Below are 23903 nucleotides of genomic sequence, written 5' to 3'. Positions count from 1 at the left end.
TTCCCTCCCCATCAACCCGGATCCCTTCAAGGGGCCAGGCCGCTCACCTGAATTTCGGAGACTTCACCGGTCGCTCGGTCGGTCACGACGATGGTCAATTGGCCGGAGTCGTCGACCACGTTGACGATAAAAGCGTCGGTGGTCAGGCTCCCGGTGTTGCCCGCGGAAATGTTGTCCAGCAACTGCCCGAGCAACCGCGACTGCAACTGACTGGAGAACCGCTCCAGCGCCGAAGTACCGGCCGCAGTGGTGCGTTTTTTCAAGTCAGGATCGTCGTAATCGTTTTGCGCCTGGGCGTTGTTGAGCAGCCAGGTCCCGTTCAGCGGGTTACCGCCAAACGAGGGGTTGATGGGCGTGTAGACCAGTTCGGTGGCCTGGACCAGGCCGCAACTGCCGAGCCCGACCAACCAGATGCCTGCCCTTGAAAACAGGCGGTGCTGCGAGAACGTTGTGGTTTTCATAGTTCGTCCCTCTCAAGGTCCGTTGTGTCCTGCAACAAGGCTTCCAGCTTGCGCTGGACGATCTGCCCGCGGACCCAGTCGGCGGCGTCATAGGCCTCTTCCTTGAGCTCCACGGTGTTCGGCGGCAAAAACCGCCGGTAAACCAGACGCTGCTGATATTCCACAGTGACCAGGGCGCCCCACCGCGCCGAAGGTCGTTCGCGTACCACCAGGTTGAAATCCATCGGGCTGGTGGCGCGCAGGCGTTCACTGAACGAGTAGTAAAAGTCGTGACCGATGTGCGAGATCGTGTCATCGACGATGAACCCCATCATTTCGTCCTCTTCGCCGGCCGTGGCGGCAGCAGACGCCAGCATCAGGATCACGGCCACGCAGAATCGATTCATGGCTGCAACGCTTCGGGCGATTGTGACTGGCCCTTGGCAGGTCCCGATGTGCCCTCGAGAAAGGCTTTTTCGGCCACGAACTGCCAGTCCTTGTAACTCGCCATACCGGCAAAATCCGACCACTGAGAGGGGAAGTCCGCCTGCTTGAGCGGCGTGTCCGTGGAGGCGCTGTTGAGGCCGGTGATGCGGCCATCGAAACCGCGCATCAGGCTCCATTCTCCGCCGCCGATCGGGTCCGGATACAGCTGCCGGATATGGTGTTTTGGGCTGGGAAAACGCTCGTCCTGCAACAGGTCTACCAGCTCCTTCGGGTATTGCGCCAAGCCTGGTGAACTGCGGTAGTAGCTGCGCAATGCCTGGGCGTATTGCGTGCCGACCCAGAGCAACTGGCGCTCACGATCACGGCGCGAGAGGGTTGACCACAACTCGCCGGCAGTGGCCAGGCCCATGCCCATCAGCATGATCAGGAACAGCACGCCCAGGTAAGTGAAACCGCCCTCGTTCGAAGGTTTACCACTCGGAATAGAGGCTGCCATCACGCGCCCTCCCTGTGGCCCCACTTTTGATATCGGCGACGCCACCCGGTACGCCGTCCGGTGGTGCGACCATGACCCAGAGGTCCTTGCGTTCGGCAATCGGGTCCATCGGCGGGTTGCGCAGGTAGCGTTGTTCCACCAGTTGCTCAAGGGAATCGGGATAACGCCCGGTGTCGCCGTAGTAGTGATCCAGGGCTTCGCGCATCACCGACAGGCTCTGGCGCAGCGTGGTCTCTTTCGAGGCCTCGAGGCTGTTGAAATAACGTGGCAAGGCGATGGTCATCAGGGTTGCGATGATTGCCATGACCACCATCAGTTCCAGCAAGGTAAACCCCTTTTCCCGACGCATAAGCTCACCACTCCCGGTAGGCGATGCCGTTAAGCCCTTTGCCACGCGCCTGGGAGTAAACGTCAAAGACGTCTTGGCCCTCACGCGGGTTTTGAGCCGTGCTGTCATAGGAGCGCAAACCCCAGCCGCCGTCGTCGTCACGCTTGACCGGCTTCAGCGGGTCATGGGGCACGCGCCGCAGAAAATAGAACTTGGCCCCCTTGGCGCTGCGCACATCGCGCACCCCCTCCACCAACACTTTCAGGTTCGGCGGATAGCCGCTGCTGTTCAGGGACTTCTCGATGTAACCGGCGTCGAATGCGCGTTTGTACGCGTCGATGGCATCGCGAATCTGGTACAGCGCGGTGCGCAGTTCCTGCTCTTTGCCCCGGCGCACCACGGTCTCGGTCAGCGGCGCGGCCATGCCGGCCAGCAAGCCGATCAGAGCCAGCGTCACCACAACTTCGATCAGGGTAAAACCGCGTTGCGAGGCGCTCATGATCAAGGCTTCTCGATAAACACTTGAGTGGTTGAGGCCGCCACCGGCCGATCGATGTGCTCGTTCTGAATGGGCGGTTCCATCTGCCGGTCCGGTGCCTGAATGCGCATGCTGGTTTCGGTGCCGGTCGGGAATTCCATGTCCGACGGGCTCTGGTACGGCAGGTTGCGCACGATCCGTGGCGTGATCGACAGCACCAGTTCCGATTTGCTGACGTTGTCCTTGTTGCTGCCAAACAACCGACCCAGACCAGGAATGTCGCCAAGCCCCGGAATCTTGTTGCCGGTGGCGCCATGGTCGTTGCGCATCAGGCCGGCGAGAATCTGGGTTTCGCCGTCATGCAGGCGCAGGGTGGTCTGGGCGTTACGGGTATCGACCTGCACCGGAATCGTGCCCTGGCGGGTTGGTTCCAGTGGCGTGGCGTTACTCACTTCCAGCGCGATCTTGATCGCCACTTCGTTGTTCAGGTGCACGGTCGGCTGCACTTCCAGCTTCAGACCGACGTCCAGGTAGGTGACGCTTTCGGTGATCACCGGGCCTTGGGTCGAAGGCACCGACGTGGCGCTGATGATCGGCACGCGCTGACCAATGTGGATACGCGCCTGCTCGCGGTTGCTGACACGAATCACCGGGCTGGCCAGGGTGTTGATGTCGTTGTCCTGGGCATTGATCTTGGCCTGCGGCGAAGGCGAGATGGTGATCCGGCTGGAGTCGATGCCTTTCAATTGATCGAGAATCTGCACCGGCGAACCGTCGCCGTTGACCACGCCGAAGGTGTTCGGCCATTGCAGGCCAAGGTCGAGAATCCGTTGGGTGGCAACCTCCATCACCTCCACTTCCAGCACCACTTCTGGGTTGGACTGGTCTTGCGATTGCAGGAGTTTTTCCGCCATGCGGATCGCGTCTTCGGAGTCGCGCATGGTCAGGGTGTTGAGGCGCTCATCGACAAACACGTCGCGGGTCTTGAGCATGGTTTTGATCATGTTCAGCGCGGTGTTGGCATCGATGCTGGTCAGGTAGAAGGTGCGCATCACCAGCTCCTGGTAATCCTTGAGCTTTTGCGGTGAGTCCGGGTAGATCAGCAAGGTGTTTTCGTTCACCACTTTCTGATGCAACTGGTTCTGTTGCAGCAGCAGTTCCACGGCGTCTTCGATGCGCACGTCACGCACGAAGATCGTGGCTTTCATGTCCGGGCGCAGGTCCTTGTCGAAAATGAAGTTCAACCCGGCGACCTGGGACAGCACCTCGAAAATGGTTTTCAGGTTGGCGTCGCGAAACTCCAGGGTCACGGGCCGTTCCAGGCGTGTGCGCAGCTGTGGGTACTGGATGACGTTGCGGCTCTGGACCAGACGGATGTTGCTTTGCAGTTCCAGGGCGCCTTCATTTTTCGGGTCCAGTTCGAGGATCTGTTTGACCTGACGGTCGGCCCCGTAGATGTCGCCGCGACGCAAGTCGCCACGGGCCAGCTCGAGTTTTTCATCGAGGCTGCGCATGTAGTCGAGCTGGCGCATTGCATCCTGGGCACGCCGGTTGTTCGGCTCGATGGTCAGCACCCGGTTGTAGCTGACGCGCGCGGCGGCGAAGTCCCGGTGCGAACGGTCGGTGTCAGCCTCGGTCAGCAGCGCGGTAATCGCCTTGGCGTGGGCGGAGTTGCGGGCCAGGTGCAGTTCGGTATTACGAGGGTTTTCCCGCAGCCCTTCTTCAATACGCGCCAGGCCGGCCTCGTATTGTCCCTGCTCGATCAGCTCGGACGCTTCCTTGTTGGCGACCTGGGCAGAACTGCACGCCACCAGCCCGGCACACGCACAGCAAAAGCTCATCAGCAAACGGGATCTATTCATGGCGTGCTCCCCATAGACAAGGTCTGGGACAAATGCAAAGGCAGGTAGACGAAGCTCAGTTCCACATCGGAAATGCCCACGATCCGCCAGGTTTCGTCGATCACATCCCCTTTGCGTACGACGTATATTTTTTCTCCGCTCAGCAGAAACACTTGCTGGTCTGAACGATCATCCATGCGCCCGATAAACTGGAAAGGCATTGGCGGTGCACTGGGGACGGTCACCACCGGGGTCACGTTGACGGGTTGTTCGGTGACGCTGGCGAGCGTCGGTTCAGCCTTCCAGCTGCGGGCGGCGAACAGGTCGCCCGCCGGGCTCAAGTCCTTGATCACAGCGGCTTTGCCGGTGGCTGGCGCGGCAGGCAGGGCACCGCGGGTTTTGCTGTTGGCCGCCGTGGCCACGACGGTGACGGCCGCCTCGCCGTCGTCCGCCGACATCCAGTAATCAGGCAACCAGGCCAGCCCCGCCGCTACGCCGAAGAACCCCACCCACCCCGCTACGCGTTTGGTATTCATCATGACCTCGACAGGTAGAGGGTCATGCGGATCCGCCCGGTCAGGTCGGTGTCGGCGATCTTTTTACGCTGGAACTCCACGTCCTCCACCACCACCGCCGGCAACTGACCGAGCAAGGCATGCAGGAAGCGCCGCAGTTGCGGGTAGCTGCCACGCACCGGCAGCAGAATCTGATAGCGCGCCAGATGGGTCTTGGGGTCGATGCCCAGGGCATATTCACCGCGTGCCAGGGTGATGTGTTCCTGGGCCGCCAACGCGTAGATCTTGTCGATCGCCACCGTGGCTTGCGGCTGCGAAGGCAGCTTGCTGCGGAAGTCGTCGAGCTGACGTTGTGGCACCACCGGCGCGGCGACGCTGCCGTCTTCAACCCTGGCCAGGTATTCACCGGCTTCGCGGGTCTGTTGGCTGAGCTGTTGCAGCGACTGCCAGTCCGGCATCAAGCCCGCCAGGCCATAGACCGATGCCAACGCCAGCAGCGCCATCCCTGCCAGACCGGGAATGCCCAGGCCTTGCAGGTATTCGTGGACGATCAGTCTAGGGATTTGCATCGCCAATCTCCCAGGTAGCCGACAGGTTGAATTGCACCGGGTGCTCGGGCACGTTGGCCACGATTTCGTGGCTCAGCAGCGACACATCGGACAGCTCGTCGCTGGCCTCGAGGTTGCGGTGGAAGTCGAGCATGGCGTCGAGGTCTTTCGCCTCGGCGCTGATCCGCACCTGGCCTTTGCGCGCATCGGGGGTCAGGGTCAGCAAGGCGATATCGCCCCGGGGCATGGCTTCGAGCATGGCGAACAGGCGCTCCCACGGCCGGCGCAGTTGCTGCGAGACCTTGCGCATCTCGGCGAGGTTTTGTGCCTGCTCGCGGATTTGCGCCGGGGTCAGGCTGACCGTGCCGCCATCGTCGCCGGTGAGGACACGCTGGGCGGTTTGCAGATGGCCCTGTTGTTGCGCGGTCTGATCACTGAGGTGTTGCTGAACCAGCACGCAAATCAGGCTCAACACCACGCCCACGGCCAGCAGGCTCCAGCCCAGAGGGCCCGAGCGGCGGCGCGGCTGAAAGTCGAGCATCAGGGCGCGCATGTCAGGCCACCGCCCGGGACATGACGTACAAGCCATCGCGTACGGTTGTCCGGTCTTCTTCAAGGGTGCGCAAGTGCACGCCGGGAATGTCGGGTTGCACATCGATACGCGCGGGCGCATGCAGGTAAACGTTCAGTGGCCGCTCGCTGGTGGAGGCCTGCAATTGGCTTTCACGACCGATCAACGCGGTCAGTGCGGCGTCGCTGTCGCCGGTGCCCACCGAACGCACCGAGGCCCAACGGCCTTCCCGGGCCAGCAGCAATACGCTGCGTACCGGCTCGGCGACCACGAACAGGAAGTCGCCGGTATCGAGGCTTTTATCGAAGTGGTTGAACGCCGTCATCAGGTACGGCTGCACCGAACGCAGGCGCAGGCCCCGGGCGCTGACCAGGGTGCGCAGACGCGTCAGCAAATCCTGCGGCAGTGCGCTGGCGACCCGGTCGTAGCCGGCCGGTTCCGGCGAGAGCACCAGGCTCCAGGGTTGCGTCGGCACGCCGTAAAGGTCTTCGAAGCACAGCCGGGCAAACCCGAGCAATTCGTCAGGGCTGCTGATCTGTTCGCTCCAGGGCACCAGACAGAAACGGCTGAAGTGCCCGGAAATCACCACGCTCAACTCGGCACCGGCGTGGGTGTGATCGGCCAGCAGATGATCGAGGGTGTCCAGCGCCACCGCCCAGGCGTGGAAGCCTTCGTCGATAAAACCGACGCTGCCCAGCCACAGGGTTTCGCTGCCACGGCGCTGGCCGAGGCCGACCCCACTGGCGCCGAGCACGGCGATAAAACGATCACGAGACAAAAGTGACACGATTGATCTCCTCGAGTGTGGTGCGCCCTTCCTGAACCAGTTCCAGCGCCGACTCGCGCAGCAAGCGCAAGCCTCGTTTGCACGCATGGGTTTTGATTTTCGAAATCGGTTGGCGCTCGACGATCATCTGCCGCAGCTCGTCGTCCAGGTGCAGCAGCTCGGCGATCGCCGTGCGCCCGCGATAACCGGTGCCCCGGCAATGCCCGCAGCCCTTGCCGTGAACGAAGTGGAAGTGATCGACGTTGTGGGGGTCGAGACCCGAAGCGAGCAGTTCCTCATCGGTCGGGGTGCACGGCGCGCTGCAACTGGTGCAAACCAGGCGGATCAAGCGCTGCGCCAGCACGGCATTGAGCGCCGAGACGAGGCTGTAGGGATCGATTTCCATCTGGGTGAACCGGCCGATGACATCGAACACGTTGTTGGCGTGGATCGTGGTGAACACCAGGTGGCCGGTGAGCGCCGATTGCACGGCGATCTGCGCGGTGTCGGGGTCACGGATTTCACCGACCATGATCTTGTCCGGGTCATGACGCAGGATCGAGCGCAAGCCACGAGCGAAGGTCAGGCCTTTCTTTTCATTCACAGGGATTTGCAGCACGCCCGGCAACTGATATTCCACCGGGTCTTCAATGGTGATGATCTTGTCCACGCCGTGGTTGATCTCGGTGATCATCGCGTACAGCGTGGTGGTCTTGCCGCTGCCGGTGGGGCCGGTCACCAGCACCATGCCGTAGGGTTCGGCGGCCAGCCTGCGCAGTTGACGCAAGGTTTCGTCTTCAAAGCCCAGGGCCTGCAATTGCACACCGCAGACCTTGTCCGCCAGGTCCTGTTTGTCGAGCACCCGCAGTACCGCGTCTTCACCGAAGATGCTCGGCATGATCGAGACCCGGAAGTCGATCTGCCGGCCACTGATGCCGATCTTGAAGCGACCGTCCTGAGGCACGCGCTTCTCGCCGATGTCCAGTTCGGCCATGACCTTGACCCTGGAAATCACCTGCTCGGCGAACTCGCTGCCCTGGATCTTGCTGATGTTGTTGAGCACGCCGTCGATGCGGTACTTGATCACCAGGCCGCTGCCGGTGGTGCCCAAATGGATATCGCTGGCGTGCATTTTCAAGGCGTCGTACAGGGTCGAGTTGACCAGTTTGACGACGACGCTGGCGTCTTCGCTGATGCTGGTCAGAGACAGGCTTTGCAGGGTGTCGGTTTCGATGTTGGCATCGGCCTGGGCGTTGAGCGATTCCACCGCATGGAAGCTCTCTTCGTGACGTGCCAGATAGGCTTTCAGGTCGTCGGCATGCACCAGATACAGGGGAGCACCGTGCAGGCAGTCATCGATCCAGGCCAGGCGCGACGTGTCGAACGGATCGGCGAACACGCCGATGATCTCCTCGTCGTGGCGCAACAGAATGAATTCGCGCTTGAGGCATTGGGCCAGGGTGACCCTGTCGAATACGGGAGTGGACTTGAACAGGTTGTCGGTGTCGAGCACCGGATAATGCAGGGTGGCGCCGAGGCACTGGATGAAGGGCATGGGGGCCAGTTCGCACAACACCCCGAGGGCTTCGAGCATCCGCTCGCCGGAACTGGCGGCCAGTGATCGGGCCTGGGCCAATTGCTCACTGGAAAAGCGCGACGGTACGGATTCCAACTGCGCCGGTTCGACGGCAAGGGATAGACGGTCCATGGCTTGCTCTCCAACGCCGGGGGCTTTGAGCCCTGTCGACGCGGCGAGCAATTACGGCGGTTACCGCAACGGCTGGTCGCGCCACTACTCCCCGGTGAGCAATTGTTCGTCGTCTGGTGCCTTGGACGTCGAGGGATTGCGTCGACGATCCGCCAGCACCCAACTGCCGTCGTACAACTGCAGCGGGAAACTCTCGGTCCTGCTCTGGCGTCGTTCGACAAACCCCTCGGATGTGCGCGCGCCTGCTTTGGGTTCGCGCTCCATCCCCAGAAGGTCACAGACTGCACGGGCCAGTTCCGCCATTGGAAACGGTTTGAACAGGATATGGCTGACTCCCACCTGCCGGGCCCGCTCACAGACTTCAGCGGTCGGGTGCCCGGTAATCAGCACAAAATGACAGTTCCTGTTCCGGCGGATGGCATCGAGCACCTCAAAGCCTTCCATATCGGGCAAGCGGTAATCGAACACCATCACATCGGGTGCAAACTGCTCGGCTTCGCCGATAGCCGCCGCACCGTCATGTGCAACCCGGACGTCCAGTGCTTGCGCCTCAAGGTAATCCTTGAGGTTTTGTGCAAGAAGCTGTTCGTCATCGACAACCAGTACTTTGTTTAACAAGGTGGACTCCTTGAAACCGCAGGCCCGAGTTCCGAACCTGGCAGAGTGCTCGCCTTACCGAGGCTAACGCACACTTCATGCCAGGCTGGGTGCCGGGTGTTTCACCACTGCATGTGTTTGATTTTCATAAAAAAGCCTTTCCGCCCAAATACACCGCCCCCCCAAAGGCGGGGGCGCACACGGAATTGCCCTGAAGCTTTTCCCCACTATTGGGGGGGGAACCTTCATTCATCGTCAATTCGTTCGATTCGATTACGCGATCGCAGTTGCGCCAAAACCTGCAGGCGAACCTGAGCCTGTTGCTGTCGATCGAGGTACGCCCTGACCATCTCAAGCGCTTGCAACTCTGTGACATCGGTCACCTCCCTGTGGTTCTGCACCTGGATCAAGTGCCAGCCCAGTGCCGTGCGAACCGGCTCACTCACTGCGCCCGGTGCCAGGGCAAAGGCTGCCGCTTCAAACGCTGGCAGCATGCGTCCACGTGGAAAATAGCCCAGATCTCCGCCCTCACTCGCCGAGGCATCTTCGGACCCCGTCCGGGCCACGCTGGCGAAGTCCGCGCCCTGGCGGATTGTCGCCTGCATGTGCACCAAGCGTAGCCGCGCCGCTTCGACTGTGGCGGCATCGGCGTCCTGGGCAACCTTGATCAGGATGTGCCGCGCCTGCACCGCTTCGGGCTGGCTCATCTGCGCGCGATGTTCTTCATAGAACGCGCGGACCTGTTTTTCGTCCGGCCCCTCGACGCTGGTCAGCTCGGCAAAGACCTGCTGAGCCGCGAGTTCACGGCGGGTGTATTCGACAAAACCGGCCTCGTCGAAACCTGCGTCCTCCAGGCGTCGAGCGAATTTCTCGGCACCGCCAATGGCCTGCCGGGTCTGTTCAACCTGGCGTTGCACGGTGGCATCGCTGATCACCACTCCACGCTTGACCGCTTCCTGCCACAGCAACTCGCGGTCGATCAATGCGTCCAGCGCCTTTTGCCGAAGTTGCTTGTACGCCTTGGGATTACGAATGCTGCCCAGCGCCCGGCCCTGGTCCTCCAGGTACTCGGCAAAATAGCGTTCGAGGCGGAACTGGGAAATCTCCTCGCCATTGACCCGCGCGGCGACCGGGCCGTTGCTGCCGAACGCCACCGGCAGCCACAGCGTCAGCAGGATCAACAGAGTCTTGAGCGTCATGATCGAGGCCTCCGGTCAGGGTTTCGCGGTAATGGGCTTGTAAGGGGCGACCAGGTAGAAGCGCTGGTCGGGCAAATCCACGGTGACGATATGCGCGCCGCTCAAGCCCAGCCGCTGGCCCGGCCCGAAGTTGAGGCGCGGGGTCAGCCCGGTGTCGAAGTCATGCAGGCCTTCCAGCGCATAGATCAGCTTCTCGCGGCTGGCGTCGCGCCCGGCCTGCTTCATGCCCTCGCTGAGCAGCAGCATCGAACTGAACGCGCCGACTTGCAGCACCGCGTGCTGACCACCGAGCCCCTGCTGTTCGCGCAACTGGATCAGGGCCAGGCGCCCGGCCAGGGTCCAGTCGCTGGGCACGAACGGATAGGACAAAAACAACCGCCGGGAAAAACCACTGGGCACTCGCAAAAGGTCACCCGCCACCTGATTCGCCATGGCGAACAGGTAAGGAACCTGCCCCGCCCTCTGCAACCTTTCGGCGAGCAGGCTGAAATCGCTACCGCAGCCCAGGTAAAACAATGAGCGCGAGCCCAGCGGCAGTTGGTCCTTTACCGGGTCGTAGGCCTGCAGGCTGACATTTTGCCAGGCGTGATCTTGCAGATACTGACGCAGGGTATGAGCCGCCAGTCGTTGACCGGGATCGTCCGTGTAGGTAATCAGCGTCGGGCCCTGGAGCACGCGCAAACTCCCGGTGGCGTAATCGGCCAGGGCGATCAGTTGCTCGCGCACCCCTGGCATCGGTTCAAAAATCTGTCGACTGCTCTGCGCCGTACCCTGCAACGAGAGCGGACCAATCAACGGAATGCCCGCCTGCTCCAGACGCGAAACCAGTTGCGTGTCGAGTGCCGGCGCCAGTGGCGCGATCAGGGCAAACACCTGCTCCTGATAGATCAACTGATCCAGCGCCCGCCCGGCACTGACAGGGTCCGGCCCCGGGTCGAGGATCGTCAGGCGCACCTGCCGGCCATGAATCCCCCCCGCCTTGTTGATTCGCGCCACGCTGCCTTTGAGTACCGCCGCCACCGTCGCGCCCTCCTCCGCCAACGGCCCCTGACTCGGCAACAACGTGCCCAGGTGCAGGCTGTCAGGCGTCAGGCCGGGGTCGCGCTCATCAGCCAGGCGTTTGAGGTAGGCCGTGAGGTTGCGCTGATCCTTCATCGATAGCACGAACCGCGGCATCGCCGGGTCGAGGCGATTGTTGGCGGAATCGCGCCCCTCCTGAATCGCCCGGGCCAGGGTGCCGTCGGTGTACGCCGGGTAGTTGCGGCCGTTGACGTGCCGTTGGCCATAGGTGCTGGTCAGCCGCGACCAGCTCAGATCGGGTGGACGCACCCCGCCCTCGGGCCGGCCCAGGCCATCGGTGCCGTGGCAGTTGGCGCACGGCAGGCTGGTGGCCGGCAGCAACATGCCCGTCGCCCCGATACGCGCCATGATCGGTTCACCGCTGCCCGAGACACCCTCGCGGTACAGCCGTTTGCCGGCACTTTCGTCAGGGTTCAAGGGCAACGTATCGGCAGCGCAATGAAGATTGCCGATCAGGAACAGGCCGAGGATCAGGGAGATTTTCATGGTGCGGGCTCAGCGACCGGCCACGGGCATTGTCAGCAATTGCAAGCGCTGGGCAATGGCGGCGGCCGGGGCATCGGGGCGGATTTTGCTCCAGCGTTTGTTGGCTACGTCGCCCACAATCAGTTGCGTTGAATGTTGCTCGGGAGTCGGCACGATCTGGCCGATGCGCCCCAGCACCAGATCCATTTGCGCCTTGTCGCCAGTGAGAAAAAGCCAGTGGGGGCCATTGACGCCCTGCTTCAAGGTGTAAGCCTTGAGTACCGCCGGGGTATCCCGCAGCGGATCACTGGTAAGGGAGATAAAGGTAATGCCGTCTGCTTTATCGCCCAGCAACTCACGCACTTCCTTGAGCTTGCGAGTGATCAGCGGGCAGGCATCCGTGCAACTGGTGAAAATCACGTTCAGCAGCACCACGCGGTTATGCAGCGCGTCGCTGTAGAAACGCAGGGTCTCGCCGTTCTGGTCCTGCAACGGCGTGTCGGTGAACCAGGTTTTCGCATCGCGCGTGCCGCTCGACGGTTGCGCGGTGGCCACGACAGGAGCGGGTTCTTCGTGCCCTTCGTGAGCGAAGGCCAACGAGCTGAAAATCCAGAAGCACAGGCTCAACGCAACCCAGTCGATGACTCTCATGGTTGCTGCTCCATGGCAATGGCGGTGTGTTTGGCGTGGCTGTTGCGCTGGCCGCTGAGTTTCTCCACTTCACGGGTCAGTACGGTCGGGTCGGTGAAGCCGTAATAGCGCGTCCAGTGGCGGCTGTTGCCGTCGCCGACGAGGATCAGCGGCTGGTGGTTCTTGAAGTCGCCGCTGAACGTGCCGAGGCCTTTGAGGGTGGCGTCGATCGATTGCGCACTGCCGGTCAGCCAGCTCCAGCCCGGACCGTTCTGGAAGCTGCGGGCGTAGGCGTTCAGGCGTTTGGCGTCATCACGCTGCGGGTCGATGCTGATCGAGACCAGTTGCACCTCGGTGCCCACCCGCGCGCCCAGCTGTTTCTGCACTTTGCCCATGATCGACGACACCACCGGGCACACCGTGGTGCAACTGGTGTAAATGAAGCTCATGACCACGATTTTGTTGGTCACCAGATCCTTCTCCAGACGCACCGGTTTGCCGTTCTGGTCCACCAGCGCGACGTCGGCGAACTTGACCTGAGCGCTTTCCGATCGAGCGCCTTTGGCCGGCATGTCGTGCCCGGCATGTTCATCCGCTGAGTGCGCCAGGGCTTGCCCCACGCCGACGGTCAACAGGCAGAACGTCAGCAGTCCACGGTGTGCGAATCGGTTCATGTCAATTTCCTCTTCAACGGGCATCGCCGGGCAGGACCCGAACGCTGGCAAAGGTCTTGTCATCGAAATTCGCGCCAAGGGACGCCGCACGCACGTGCAGGTACCAGGCGCCGTTCTGATCGAGCGTCACTGGGGCTTCGTAGATTCCGTTGCCGACCTCAAGGGCCGCGACTTCCCGGGCCCGCGAAGTCGGGGCGCGGAAGTAGCGCACCTGCACGTCTTTCACGCCACTGCGCTGGGCTTTCTGTTGGCCCTCAACGATGCGAAAGCGCACGGTGTACGGGCTGCCGAGGGCGGCGGTGGCGTTGTCGAGCAGGAATTCGACTTTCGGTACGCCGGGGTGTCGGCTGAGGCGGGTATCCGGTTCAACCAGCGTCGTGAAGCAATGGATGATGTTCGGCTGGTTGAGCAGGAACGCCACGTCGAAACGCCCTGCCGGTGGCAGTTTGACCCGCGCGCTGTACAGCCCCGGCTCGACTTCGCGCAGGCTGCGGTCGATGACCATCGCCGCCCGCGCCACTTGCCCGCGATTGGGGTAACCGGACATCGGTGCGTTCATGCCTTCGGCGTAGAAATAGGTGGTGTTGTCCACCGGGTTGACCACAAACACCGCGTTGTCGTCCCGCGATACCGCAAGGCTCGACGCCAGCGGCAAATCACCGGCCAGCCGTGGCGCCTGGGGCCCGGCTTCGAAACCCTGGCTGATCGGCTGGCGACCTTCGCCGAGCGACGACAGGTTGATCATCGTCACCTTGGGCGACGCCAGCCCGCGCACATAGGCGTAAGCCTTGGTGAACACCAGCTGATACGGTTCGGCGGACACGTCCAGTTCATGGATCAGCGAATCGGTGGCGGTGTCGATCACGGCCACCTGGTTTTCCAGGGTGTTGAGGACGATGCCAAATCGACCGTCGGCGCTGAAACCCATCGGGCCCAGGCCCTGTTTCATCTTGATCACCCGGCGCACGTCGAGGCTGGCGGTATCGACCACGGTCACGGTGCCGTCCTTGCCATCGGCGACATACACCGCCTGGGACAGCGGCGAGTACGCCACCGACAAAGGATGCGAGCCGGTCTTGAGTTGCTTGCTGAGGGTCAGGCTGGCGATGTCGATGATGCTCAGCGTGCCGTCGTCGCGGTTGGTGATGAAGGCAAACCGGCTGTCCTTGCTGAAGGCAATTTCGTGATGCCCGGCGCCGGTGGCCAGGTGTTTGAGCGGTTTCAGGCTTTGGCTGTCGATCACGGTGACCCCGGACGCTTCGGCCTTCGGCGCATTGTTGCCGACCCACAGCAGGCGCTCGTCCGGTTGCAACGCTACGCGCACCGGGTGGCTGCCGGCGCCCACCGAGGCGATCAACTTGAACTGCTCGCTGTCGATCACCGCCACTTCGCCGGCGGTGGGCATGGAGATGAATACGCGTTTGTTGTCCTTCGGTGTGACCCAATCCATCGGCGGCCGCTTGAGGTCGATGCGGGCCATGGTGCTGGTAATGCCGCCCACCGAGACCGACGGATCGACCACGGAGACACTGGCATCACGGTTCATCACCAGCAGGAAATAGCTGTTCAGGTCGAGCAGCGGCCGTGCGCCGATGCTCGATTTCAGGAACACCCCGACCCGGGATTTGCAGCTCCGGTCACGGCCCTGGGCCAGGTCGGCGGCAACGGTTTCCGGGTCCAGCCAGGCACCGGGATTGACGCCGGAAAGGGGTTGGCCCGAAGCGCTGTCACTGACCCGGAAGAGCACGTCGGCAAACTCGCCTTCGCGCAGCACACCGTCCTCGGCCAATGGCCGCATTTGCAGGGTTACGGACACGCCGTCACGCTCCAGCGTCTGACCGCTCCAGGTGTCCGGTAGCGCTATCTCGCTGAGCATGTCGGGCGGAGTCGTGCGCCAGACGCCCAGCCAGATCAGCGCCAGCCCGACAACCAGAGCACAACCGGCAATTGCAGTGGTCCTGTTCATGTCACCTTCTCCCCTTACAGATCTGCGCCTGTCTTGCGGCCGCCATCGCTGGCAAGCCAGCTCCTACAACTCGAACCCTGTAAACCCGATCCCTTGCTGGCGATGAGGCCCTTACGCCTTGCATCAATCCCACGGCCGCCATCGCTGGCAAGCCAGCTCCTACAATTTGCCCTGTGCGAACCCGATCCCTTGTAGGAGAGAGGCTTGCCCGCGAAGGCGTCATCCGCCATACCACCTGCAACCGAGGTGTCCCCTTCGCGAGCAAGCTTCGCTCCTACAGGGCTGGTGTCGCACAACGTCTACGGTGCCGGTTCAGGTTCGTTGGTCACTCGCAACAAGCCCCAGAGCCCGGCGGTATTGCCGTAGGCGCCGTAATCGCGGAACAGGTAGTCGCCCGGTATCGCGTTGCTGCCCCCGGCGCTCGGGTGCATGAAGCTGAAGTGCGCCGCCGGCAGGATGCTTTCGCGGGCGCCGATGTACATCGACATCGGGTTGAGCCCGAACCGCACCGAACCCACGCCAGGCGTACTCATCGGATAACCGCTGGTGTCACTCTTCTCCGACTGGAACGGGTTGACCGACCAGACGTGACCGTCCAGCTGGAACGTCGTGCCGCGGCTACCCCCGGATGGCATCAGGATGTGCGTGCGGAACGGTTGCCCCGGTTTCACATACAGCACCGGCGTCTGCGGATCGCCGCCCACCAGCGCATTGCTGTACGCCATGTGCGCGTTGGGCACGTCGCCGTAACCCGCGCCGTCGGCATGACCGAACGGCGCATCCGGCGCCAGGCCGAAGCGGAACCATATCGGCTCGGACTTGTAGTTGATGGCCATGCTTGAGTTGTCCTGCGGATCGGTCGGCACACCGAGGCCTTCGGCAGCGATGCCTTCCACCGGCCGGCCATTGGCCCAGCGAATGTTCAAGGCTTTCTGCCAGACCATCGCAAAGTCGCGGTAAGGGGTCTGCCCCGGTGCGGTGACCGTCGCCGTGACTTTGCGCGCGTCGTCCACCCAGGTAGCACCGACCGGCAGGATGCTCATCGCGCCACCCAGGCCTTTCTGCGGTTGCTTGATCACGTCCGCCGGGGTGAAATTCAACCCGCCGAACTCCACGGCCGTGGCGTTGATGTTGTCGACGTTGCGGCCCAGTTGAGTGATCGGTTTGCCTTCGCGCTCCAGGTGCCCGGCGTAGTACTGATACGTACGGGTCGGGTAGGCGCCGCTGTTGCCAACCCGCGGTGGCACGGTCTGGATCGGGTTGGCGCCGACGTTGGTGCCGTCGGACTTGGTGATGTCGTACGCCAGCAATTGCGCGTGCAGGCCCACGTGGCTGGACGGCCGCATCAGGTTGTTGCTGAAGGTGGTCGAGCCCTGTCCGCTGTTGCGATCGCGTTTGACGATGCCTTGCATCACCGCCGTCTGGGTCAGGTCCGGCATGACCATGGGCAGACGGTTTTCCAGGGTGATGTTGATGCAGTCCCCCGCCGTTGCGCGCAGCACCAGCGGTTCGACAGGCACACCAGGCTTGAGCTTGCCGGTGACCGTGTCGAGGTCAGACTTGCGCACGTAAATGATCGCGGTCGGGTCATGCAGCGGACCGCTTTGCCCGCCGATGGTGATGGTTTCGCCATCCTCCGGATCGGTCACCGTGACCTGCGGAATATTGACCACCCGCGAGTTGTACACCAGGGTGCCGCCCGCCGGATTCAACGGCCCGCCGACATGCTGGCCGATACCCTCCGGATCGCCGAGGGCCAGGTTCAGCGGATTGCCGAGAATGTCGTTGGCCAGTGCCGCGACCACTTCATAGTTGCGTTGCACGGTCGGCCGGGTGCCGATGCCATTCGGGTTGGCGCTGATCCGTGGGCAGGTTCCGTCGAATGCCACGGTGTTGCGCATCCCCGCCGGTTTCGGATTGTTCGGCAGCGCGAACAGATCGCTGCGCTGGGCCGTGTAGTTACGCATCACGCCCCAGATCCCGCTCCAGTAACCTTCGAGGGAGGCGTCCATCGAATACAGGTAATCACCCGTGGTCGCCGCCGAGCTGGACAGCATCGAGACCGGCGCAATGAAGCCCATCTGCTCGGAGATCCCGATCATTTGCGACGAGCGCCAACCCGAGTTGGAGCTGTTGCCGTAACCGGAACCGCTTTGCAGCCACTTCACCCCGTGCAGGGTCACGTTGTGCTCTTCTTCGTGACCGCCGGCATGCACCCGCAGCCGCACGTTGTCACCGGTGTAGGTGCGCAGCATCGGCGTGAACGGATCACCCGGTTCCGCGCCGCCACGGTTGATGTGCGGCGGGAACAAAGTGGTGCCGCCAGTCGGGCCGGTGGCGGCGGTGATCAGGTTCGGCGCCTGGTTCATCGCCGGGATCGCACGGTCGGTGCGGCTTTGCATGGCGTACGCCAGATCGCCGCCGAGGCCGTAGGCCTGCATGCCGCGCTTGCCGTCCGGGCCGATCTTGTAGGGGTCGTATACCCGCAGGGCCAGCGGTTCGTTGCGGTAGTTGACCACGAACATGCCGGGGTCATCGACCGAGATCGCTTGTGGGCACGGCCGGCTCGGGCAACCAGGGACCATACCGCCCTGCACTTCGAGAATGCCGTCCAACAGGGTGCTGGCGTTGTTGCGCACCGGCGGATTGATCGCGTAGCGGAAACTGTCCGCAGTGGCCGGGAACGCTTGTGGATTCGGCACACCATTGGGACCCGCGCCCACGTACACACCGGCTTCATAGGCATGCTGGAAGTCGCTGTACTCAAGGAAGAACTCACGGAAGCTGTCGTTCTTGCCGTCGCCATCCAGATCGCCGGTGGACACCACGGCTTGCCACGAAGTCGGCCCGCCATCCTGGCGCGCGCCGCTGTACAACGGCTCGCCGGTTTCGGCGTGGAACCAGGTGGAACCGGCCGGTTCAGCCAGCACGGTGGCGTACAGACCAATCTGCTGGTGAGTCGATGGCCCGAGGTGATCGTGGGTGAAAATGGTCCCCAGGCCACGGTCGACGCCTTTGCTGTTCACCACCGGATCGGCAAACCAGCGCTGCATCGCGGTGCGCGCCCCGACCCAGTCGGCCCGGCCAAACTGGCCGAAGTACGGGTGGTTTTTAGCTTTCGGGCAGGCCGGTGTGCCGTCACGCGGGTCAGTGCCCTGGCATTGGTTGAACTCGCGGATGGCGTGGATGCGTTCTTGCACCGCACCGGGGGAAAGTACGCCGTCTTCGTAGTTCCAGCCGTTGGCCGAACCGTCCGCCGCCGTCAGGTCCCATTTCGGCAAGTGAATGTGCTGGCCGATCACGTCAGTCGGCGTGCGCACCTGATAGTCGTCCATTTCATAAGTGGCCGGCACCAGGTTGGTTTGCTGGTATTGCACGCAGTCGAGGGTGTTCATGCGCATCACCAAAGGCTCTGGCGGACGCTGCTTGGTGATCACCGGCCAGGCGTCTTCCCACAGGGCCAGAATGCGCGCTTGCGGGAAGTGGTAGCCGACCTTGTTGTAGACCGCGTCGAACTGGATGTTCGCCGCTTTGTAGACCCGTGGCCGGTCAGCCGTGAAGGTCGAGGCCCCGCTGAAGGACATGCCGTCGAGCCGTTCGCCGCTGAAAAACTCGCCCATGCCGGCACTGCTGGTCAGGCGTTTTTGCCGGTCGTCCATGCACGGTTCGTAGAAAGGCGCACCGGCGACTGGCAGCGCGCCGTTAGTGCGGAAGGCGCGTGCGACGATTTGATTGCCGGGCAGCACGGCGAAGCTCGGGTGGTCTTTTTTCGCGTGGAAGGCCATGGCCGCCTGTTCGACTTCGGTGCCCTCTTCCGGCAGGTAAAGCGCTTTGGCGCGGGTCACTTCCTTGGAGAAATCCAGCGAGGTGGTCACGGTGTTCGCCTCGCCACCGGCAGAGAAACCGTCCAGGGAATGGCGTCCCAAACCGCCGTCCCAGCCACCGGACTGCGCCGGATCGAGGTTGGCCCACAAGGCATTGCCGCTGGTTTTCAAGGCCTGGGCCTGGGCCGCGTCGAGCATGTCCAGCGGTGGGGTTGGTGGACGTTGGCCGACCGAACTTTCCATGCCGCCGATCCAGAACGGATATCCAGGGTTTTTCAGGCTGCCGTCGGCGTTGCGGTTGGCGTAGCTGCGGTCAACCAGCGCCAGGGAGCCAATGGCCTGGGCGCCACCGCTTTGCTCACCGTCGCCGTCTTCATCATCATTGCCAGCCACCAGGGTCTCGCCGACTTTCGGCACGACCACGACCTTGCCCGGCATCGGCGCCATGGCTTTGCCCGGCAGCGGCACGACCGCTGGAATCGGCGTGCCGGCAATGATCTCGCCATCGGGCAAGGCCCGGGCGCCAGCGGCTGGTTTACCGCTGCGCAGTGCATAAGGTTCGCTGTGATAACCGTCGGCGCCCTGCTGGGACACCTCAAGTCGGGTGCCTTCTTCAAACACATCATGCACCCGCCACATGCTCCACATGCCTTGGGCGAAGTGCGGATAGAAGTGGCAGTGATAGATCGCATCACCGGCGACGCGGTTACGGTTGCCCGACCCGCCGTTGGCGATTTCATAGGTGTAGCCGGCGCCCGGCCCGATGCCTTGGGCATCCACGTAGTCAGAGTTGTCGTCGTTGGGATTGAACAGCCACTGGTGCCCGTGCAGGTGGAAGATGTGTTGTTCGTGGCCGTTGTGAGTGTTGCGGAATTTGACGAAGTCACCGATGTAGCTGTGGTTGACGTTGGACGGCTCGGATGGATACAGCGCCATCGTCGCCTTGACCCCGACCTGATCGGCGCGCGGTGTTTCGCCCGGCCGGATGCTTTCCAGACCGGCGTTGGCCGGTACGTCCACCAGCATCGCCACGTCGCCGACGGTGTGCGAGCTGAGGAAGAATTCTTCATAGGCACAAGACAGGCAATCGTGCATCGGCCCGACGCCTAACCGGTTGGCCACCACTTCGGCGCCCATGCCGCCGGAGCCGTAGTTGATCATGAACGAATCGCGGGTCGGCTCCAGCACGTGGCCCATGACCGGGTCTTCCCAGTACGCGGGGAATGCCTGGGTCGCGGCGGTTTCATCCTGGAATTGCGAGGCGAAATCGCGGAACGGTTCCAGCCGGTTAGGCAGCGCCGGGTTGCGTTTGCCGATGGCTTCCAGCGGATAGGTCGACGGTGGGAAGCTGCCGTCGGCGTAGCTGCCCATGACGATCGCATCGCTCTCGCTGGAGATGATTTCGTTGCCGTCGACCATGTTGATGATCGGCGTGCCGGCCTTGCCTTCACGAATCCACGGTTCACGCTGCGGGTAGCGTGCCTGGTAATCGACAATCGGTTGACCGGCCGGCGTGCGGCCGGTGCTGGCGAGGCGCATTTCTTCTTCGGTCACGGTGTTGCGATAGGTGCGGCCGCCCTTGGGCACCACCACCACTTCGCCGAACAGGCCATTGGCGACGTTGCCCGCATCGCCTTCACCACCGAACGTTGCACCGCGGCTGCTGGCGGCGAACGCCCCTTCACGCTCGGCGTACAAGGTGTAGGAACGGGTCGCGCCGGGGGCAACCAGCGTATTGGGGTTGCGTCCGGTGTAGGCCGAAATGTCGTCAATGCTGTTGACCGCCTGCAGACCATTGACCTGAAAGCCGACGTGGCGGTCGGTGACCTGCTCATCAACCTTGAACTGCTCCGCGTTGCCGATTTCTACCTCGCCCTCGATTTCCCCCTCTTCTTCCTCGCCGCTGTCGTGACTGCCAGGGTTAGCCTGATAGGCCAGCAGGTTCTGCAAATTGATGGTCAGGCAGTCACCGGCGGCAACCCGCAACACCAATGGACGCGGACGCTTGTCGGGCCGCAGCGAAACCTTGCCCGGCACCGCTGCGCCACCGTAGGCCAGGGACACATTGTGATCGTCGACCACATCACGACGCAGGGCGAACATCATGCCGTTGGCGTTTTGTGCGCCGAGGCGGTTGAACATGAGCGGTTGATCCAGCGCCACGACGTTCGCCACCAGATTTCGTTCACAACGCACGGCGGCTTCGGCCAACTCGATGCCAAACAGGGGTGCAACAAGCAGCAGCAAGTTAACCAAATGATGAGCGTGGGGAATGCCGGTCATAATCACGGGCCTCGCTTTGGGTACTCACGGGAATGATTCTCGACAAATCCCTTTGAGCAATCCGCATGCCATAAATTTTTTTGTTATTTTTCAGCTAGCTACGTAAACGACTTGATAAGTCGGGGGATATTCCCCACCCAATCCCCACCATTCGGGTTGCCCTCTGATTCCAGCAAAACGCCCACACTTGTAGGAGCCGGCTTGCTGGCGATCGGATTTGTGGACAGGTGGTGATTGTGAAAATGCCTTCGCCGGCAAGCCGGCTCCAACAGATGAATGTGTTGCCCCACATGTGGGGCCATCACCCATCACAGCGGTGCATCCACGGCCAGGCCTTGCAAGCGGCGATATTGGCGCAGCACGCTCGGCACATAACGGCGGGTTTCAGCGAACGGCGGGATCACCCCGCCACGGCTCAGCACGGCTTGCGGCCCGGCGTTGTAGGCCGCCACGGCGAGCGCGATGTCGTTGTCAAACAGGGTCATCAGGCGCTTGAGGTATTTGGCCCCGCCCTGAATGTTGGCCTTGGGGTCATAGACGTTGGTCACGCCCATTTCCCGGGCGGTGTCGGGCATCAATTGCATCAGCCCGCCAGCCCCCTTCGATGAGGTCGCGCCGGAGTCGTAGTGGGACTCGGCCTGGATCACCGCATGCAACAGCGCCGCCGGTAATTGATTGGCCTTGGCGGCCGCCGAAACCAGCTCGGCATAGGGTTGCCGGGCAATCATCTGTGGCTGTTGATCAAGGCTTACCTGCGCCGATTCAGGCTCGCGGATCACCCGTTCATAGGTACGGCCGGGGCGGTGGACATTGGACAAAACGTAGCTGCCCTTGCTGTCCACGGAAACGAATACATCGGCCTGAGCTGTGCCTGCCAGCAGCATGCAGCCGAGCAGTCCAGTGGTGAGTATTTTCATTATTCTGTCTCCCCTGACCGTCCCCGAAAAATGGGGCTATTGCCCCAATGACAGGTAGTGAACCAGCCATACGCAAGCACTGTGCCGTAAGCGCGAAGGCCATTAGTTCAGGGGGTTCGGCAGGATGTCCGGGGGTGAGCATGGCAATTGCATGAGCCTCTGTGGCGACCCTTCTGCCGACTGTGTGAGGTCATCATGAATCATCGTCTGTGTTGTGCCCCGCGTAACGGCTCACCGCGAGCCCAGCGCGGGTTCACGTTGCTCGAACTGTTGGTGGTGCTGGTGGTGCTGGGGTTGTTGGCCGGCATCGTCGCGCCGAAGTATTTCGCCCAACTCGGCCGCTCCGAAGTGAAGGTGGCCAAGGCGCAAATCGAAGGACTGGGCAAAGCGCTGGATTTGTACCGCCTGGAGGTCGGCCATTACCCGTCGACCGAACAGGGTTTGCAGGCGCTGGTCACCGCGCCCAGTGATGAAACCCGCTGGACCGGCCCCTACCTGGCGAAAAAACTGCCGCAGGACCCGTGGGGCCGCAATTACACCTACCGCTACCCCGGCGAAAACGGTGAATACGACCTGTTGTCCATGGGCAAGGACGGTCAACCCGGCGGCGAAGGCGAAAACGCCGAAATCACCAGTTGGCAGTGACGGGAGGCGAGCATGCGCTTTCATCTCAAGGCCGTCGGCAAGGCTGGCGTGGTCTCGATGACGGTCGAGGCCCATGGGGACAGCGAAGCCCGACGCATTGCCGAAGACCAGGGCCTGCGGGTCGTCAGCCTGCAAGCCGAAAAGCACTGGCGGGCGTTGCGTCTGCAAAAGCGCGAGACGTTCAACCTGGTGCTGTTCAGCCAGGAGCTGACCACCCTGCTCAACGCCGGCCTGCCGTTGATCGATGCGCTGGAAAGCCTGGCGGAAAAAGAAACCGCGCCACAGGCCCGCAAAACCTTGAGTGAACTGGTGCGCCTGCTTTATGAGGGCAAATCGTTTTCCCAGGCGCTGGGTCAGTTGTCGGCGGTTTTCCCACCGCTCTACGTGGCCCTGGTGCAGTCCAGCGAGAAGACCGGCGCGGTGGGCGATGCGCTGGGCCGCTATGTCAGCTATCGCCAGCGCATGGACGAGGTTCGACAGAAGATCGTCAGCGCTTCGATCTACCCCATGCTGTTGCTGGTGGTGGGAGGTGGCGTGGTGCTGTTTCTGATGGGTTACGTGGTGCCGCGCTTCAGCCTGGTGTTCGAAGGGCTGGGCAATAACCTGCCGTGGCTGTCACAAGTGCTGATGAACAGCGGGATGTTCCTGCATGCTCACCAGGGCGAATTCTTCGGCACCTTGGCGGCGGTCGTCGTCGCCCTCGCCTTCCTCCAGCGCCAACCGGCCTTTCGCCGGGGCGTGGACCGGGTGATCGAAAAACTCCCGGCAGTCCATCAACGCATCTTCATGTACGAACTGGCGCGCTTCTATCGCTCGCTGGGGATTCTGCTGCAGGGCGGCATCCCCCTCGTCACCGCCATGGGCATGGTCCGTGGCCTGCTCACCGCGGCCTCCCGCGTGCGCCTGGACCAGGCCTGCGAGCGGGTGCGCGAGGGGCAATCGCTGTCGACGGCGCTGGAGCTCAATCACCTCGTGACGCCGGTGTCCCTGCGCTTGCTGCGTGCCGGCGAGCAGTCCGGCAACCTCGGGCAAATGATGGAACGCAGCGCGGATTTCTACGACGAAGAAATCAGCCGCTGGATCGAATGGTTCGTACGCTTGTTCGAACCCTTGCTCATGACCTTCATCGGCCTGTTAATCGGGGTCATCGTGATCCTGATGTACATCCCGATATTCGAACTGGCCTCGAGCATTCACTGACCCCGGGACAGGGTACGACTCGTACCGTTCATCGTTCATCGACGTTGCCACTGAATAAACCGGAACGTTGCAGTGTTCTCCCACTGAATCGAGCAGCAAGTTGCATTGTTCATCAACGTTCCAACCTGAATAAGAAGACGGAGAACGACATGCACATCAACAAGCTTTTACTGGCAGTAGCTATTGGCGCGGTTTTGTCGGCGTCTACCGTATTGATTCCGGACAGCCTGTCCGGCGTATCGAGCGCTCAGGCCAAGGATGGTGGGGGTGGTGGCGGCTCTGGTG

At 62.4% G+C, this 23903-nt stretch carries 21 protein-coding genes; 2 read left to right on the top strand and 19 right to left on the bottom strand.

Annotated features, from left to right (window positions below; all coding sequences use genetic code 11):
• Window positions 1-26 precede the first annotated feature (26 nt).
• From KGB25_RS27515 to KGB25_RS27425, 19 genes are all read right to left on the bottom strand, one after another.
• Window positions 27-461 carry a curli assembly protein CsgF gene (locus KGB25_RS27515; RefSeq protein ID WP_207286686.1) on the bottom strand — a complete coding sequence of 145 codons (435 nt, stop codon included), beginning with the start codon at window positions 459-461 and terminating at the stop codon, window positions 27-29.
• Window positions 458-847 (bottom strand): curli production assembly/transport protein CsgE, encoded by a 390-nt coding sequence (gene csgE / locus KGB25_RS27510; RefSeq protein WP_008034030.1) that lies wholly within the window; start codon window positions 845-847, stop codon window positions 458-460. The genes KGB25_RS27515 and csgE overlap by 4 nt, the downstream gene beginning before the upstream one ends.
• Entirely contained in the window at window positions 844-1383 is a 540-nt protein-coding gene (locus KGB25_RS27505; RefSeq protein WP_223437524.1) for a type II secretion system GspH family protein, read from the bottom strand. Before KGB25_RS27505 ends, csgE begins: the two co-directional genes overlap by 4 nt.
• Complete coding sequence (locus tag KGB25_RS27500; RefSeq protein ID WP_008034019.1) at window positions 1358-1732, bottom strand: type II secretion system protein; 375 nt, start codon at window positions 1730-1732, stop codon at window positions 1358-1360. Before KGB25_RS27500 ends, KGB25_RS27505 begins: the two co-directional genes overlap by 26 nt.
• A 4-nt stretch (window positions 1733-1736) precedes the next feature.
• The gene (locus KGB25_RS27495; protein WP_008043347.1) at window positions 1737-2210 is read right to left on the bottom strand and encodes a type II secretion system protein; all 474 of its coding nucleotides are present in this window, start codon (window positions 2208-2210) and stop codon (window positions 1737-1739) included.
• Window positions 2211-2212: 2 nt separating this feature from the next.
• On the bottom strand, window positions 2213-4051 hold the full coding sequence (locus tag KGB25_RS27490; protein ID WP_008043349.1) for a secretin N-terminal domain-containing protein: 1839 nt from the start codon (window positions 4049-4051) through the stop codon (window positions 2213-2215).
• Window positions 4048-4566 (bottom strand): hypothetical protein, encoded by a 519-nt coding sequence (locus tag KGB25_RS27485; protein WP_008043350.1) that lies wholly within the window; start codon window positions 4564-4566, stop codon window positions 4048-4050. Before KGB25_RS27485 ends, KGB25_RS27490 begins: the two co-directional genes overlap by 4 nt.
• On the bottom strand, window positions 4566-5114 hold the full coding sequence (locus KGB25_RS27480) for a GspMb/PilO family protein (RefSeq protein ID WP_008034015.1): 549 nt from the start codon (window positions 5112-5114) through the stop codon (window positions 4566-4568). Before KGB25_RS27480 ends, KGB25_RS27485 begins: the two co-directional genes overlap by 1 nt.
• Window positions 5101-5646: a PilN domain-containing protein gene (locus tag KGB25_RS27475; protein ID WP_223437523.1), complete on the bottom strand. Its 546-nt coding sequence runs from the start codon at window positions 5644-5646 to the stop codon at window positions 5101-5103. The genes KGB25_RS27480 and KGB25_RS27475 overlap by 14 nt, the downstream gene beginning before the upstream one ends.
• Window position 5647: 1 nt before the next feature.
• Window positions 5648-6451 carry a hypothetical protein gene (locus KGB25_RS27470; RefSeq protein ID WP_008034013.1) on the bottom strand — a complete coding sequence of 268 codons (804 nt, stop codon included), beginning with the start codon at window positions 6449-6451 and terminating at the stop codon, window positions 5648-5650.
• On the bottom strand, window positions 6432-8138 hold the full coding sequence (locus tag KGB25_RS27465) for a GspE/PulE family protein (protein WP_008043357.1): 1707 nt from the start codon (window positions 8136-8138) through the stop codon (window positions 6432-6434). Before KGB25_RS27465 ends, KGB25_RS27470 begins: the two co-directional genes overlap by 20 nt.
• A gap of 84 nt (window positions 8139-8222) precedes the next feature.
• Window positions 8223-8756: a response regulator gene (locus KGB25_RS27460; protein WP_008043360.1), complete on the bottom strand. Its 534-nt coding sequence runs from the start codon at window positions 8754-8756 to the stop codon at window positions 8223-8225.
• Between the two features lie 224 nt (window positions 8757-8980).
• Window positions 8981-9934, bottom strand: a complete 954-nt coding sequence (locus KGB25_RS27455) for a peptidylprolyl isomerase (RefSeq protein ID WP_223437521.1) — start codon at window positions 9932-9934, stop codon at window positions 8981-8983.
• Between the two features lie 15 nt (window positions 9935-9949).
• A complete protein-coding gene (locus KGB25_RS27450; RefSeq protein WP_207286691.1) occupies window positions 9950-11500 on the bottom strand; it encodes an ABC transporter substrate-binding protein in 1551 nt (516 codons plus the stop codon).
• A 9-nt stretch (window positions 11501-11509) separates the two neighbouring features.
• Window positions 11510-12130, bottom strand: a complete 621-nt coding sequence (locus KGB25_RS27445) for an SCO family protein (RefSeq protein WP_008043374.1) — start codon at window positions 12128-12130, stop codon at window positions 11510-11512.
• On the bottom strand, window positions 12127-12783 hold the full coding sequence (locus KGB25_RS27440) for an SCO family protein (protein ID WP_223416612.1): 657 nt from the start codon (window positions 12781-12783) through the stop codon (window positions 12127-12129). Before KGB25_RS27440 ends, KGB25_RS27445 begins: the two co-directional genes overlap by 4 nt.
• A gap of 13 nt (window positions 12784-12796) precedes the next feature.
• The gene (locus tag KGB25_RS27435; protein WP_223437519.1) at window positions 12797-14749 is read right to left on the bottom strand and encodes a YncE family protein; all 1953 of its coding nucleotides are present in this window, start codon (window positions 14747-14749) and stop codon (window positions 12797-12799) included.
• 299 nt (window positions 14750-15048) lie between these two features.
• Entirely contained in the window at window positions 15049-20856 is a 5808-nt protein-coding gene (gene mnxG / locus KGB25_RS27430; RefSeq protein WP_223437517.1) for a manganese-oxidizing multicopper oxidase MnxG, read from the bottom strand.
• A 308-nt stretch (window positions 20857-21164) separates the two neighbouring features.
• Window positions 21165-21773, bottom strand: coding sequence for a lytic transglycosylase domain-containing protein (locus KGB25_RS27425; protein ID WP_008043380.1), 609 nt, complete (start codon window positions 21771-21773; stop codon window positions 21165-21167).
• A 195-nt stretch (window positions 21774-21968) separates the two neighbouring features.
• On the opposite strand from KGB25_RS27425, the gene gspG reads away from it, so the two are divergent.
• On the top strand, window positions 21969-22418 hold the full coding sequence (gspG, locus tag KGB25_RS27420; protein ID WP_008043382.1) for a type II secretion system major pseudopilin GspG: 450 nt from the start codon (window positions 21969-21971) through the stop codon (window positions 22416-22418).
• Window positions 22419-22430: 12 nt separating this feature from the next.
• On the top strand, window positions 22431-23618 hold the full coding sequence (locus KGB25_RS27415) for a type II secretion system F family protein (protein WP_008043385.1): 1188 nt from the start codon (window positions 22431-22433) through the stop codon (window positions 23616-23618).
• The last annotated feature ends 285 nt before the right edge of the window (window positions 23619-23903 follow it).

The sequence above is a fragment of the Pseudomonas sp. BF-RE-21 genome (assembly GCF_019947305.1).
GTDB lineage: Bacteria > Pseudomonadota > Gammaproteobacteria > Pseudomonadales > Pseudomonadaceae > Aquipseudomonas > Aquipseudomonas migulae.
The sequence above is the reverse complement of the archived record's forward strand: the minus strand, read 5'-3'. Positions and strand labels throughout refer to the sequence as shown.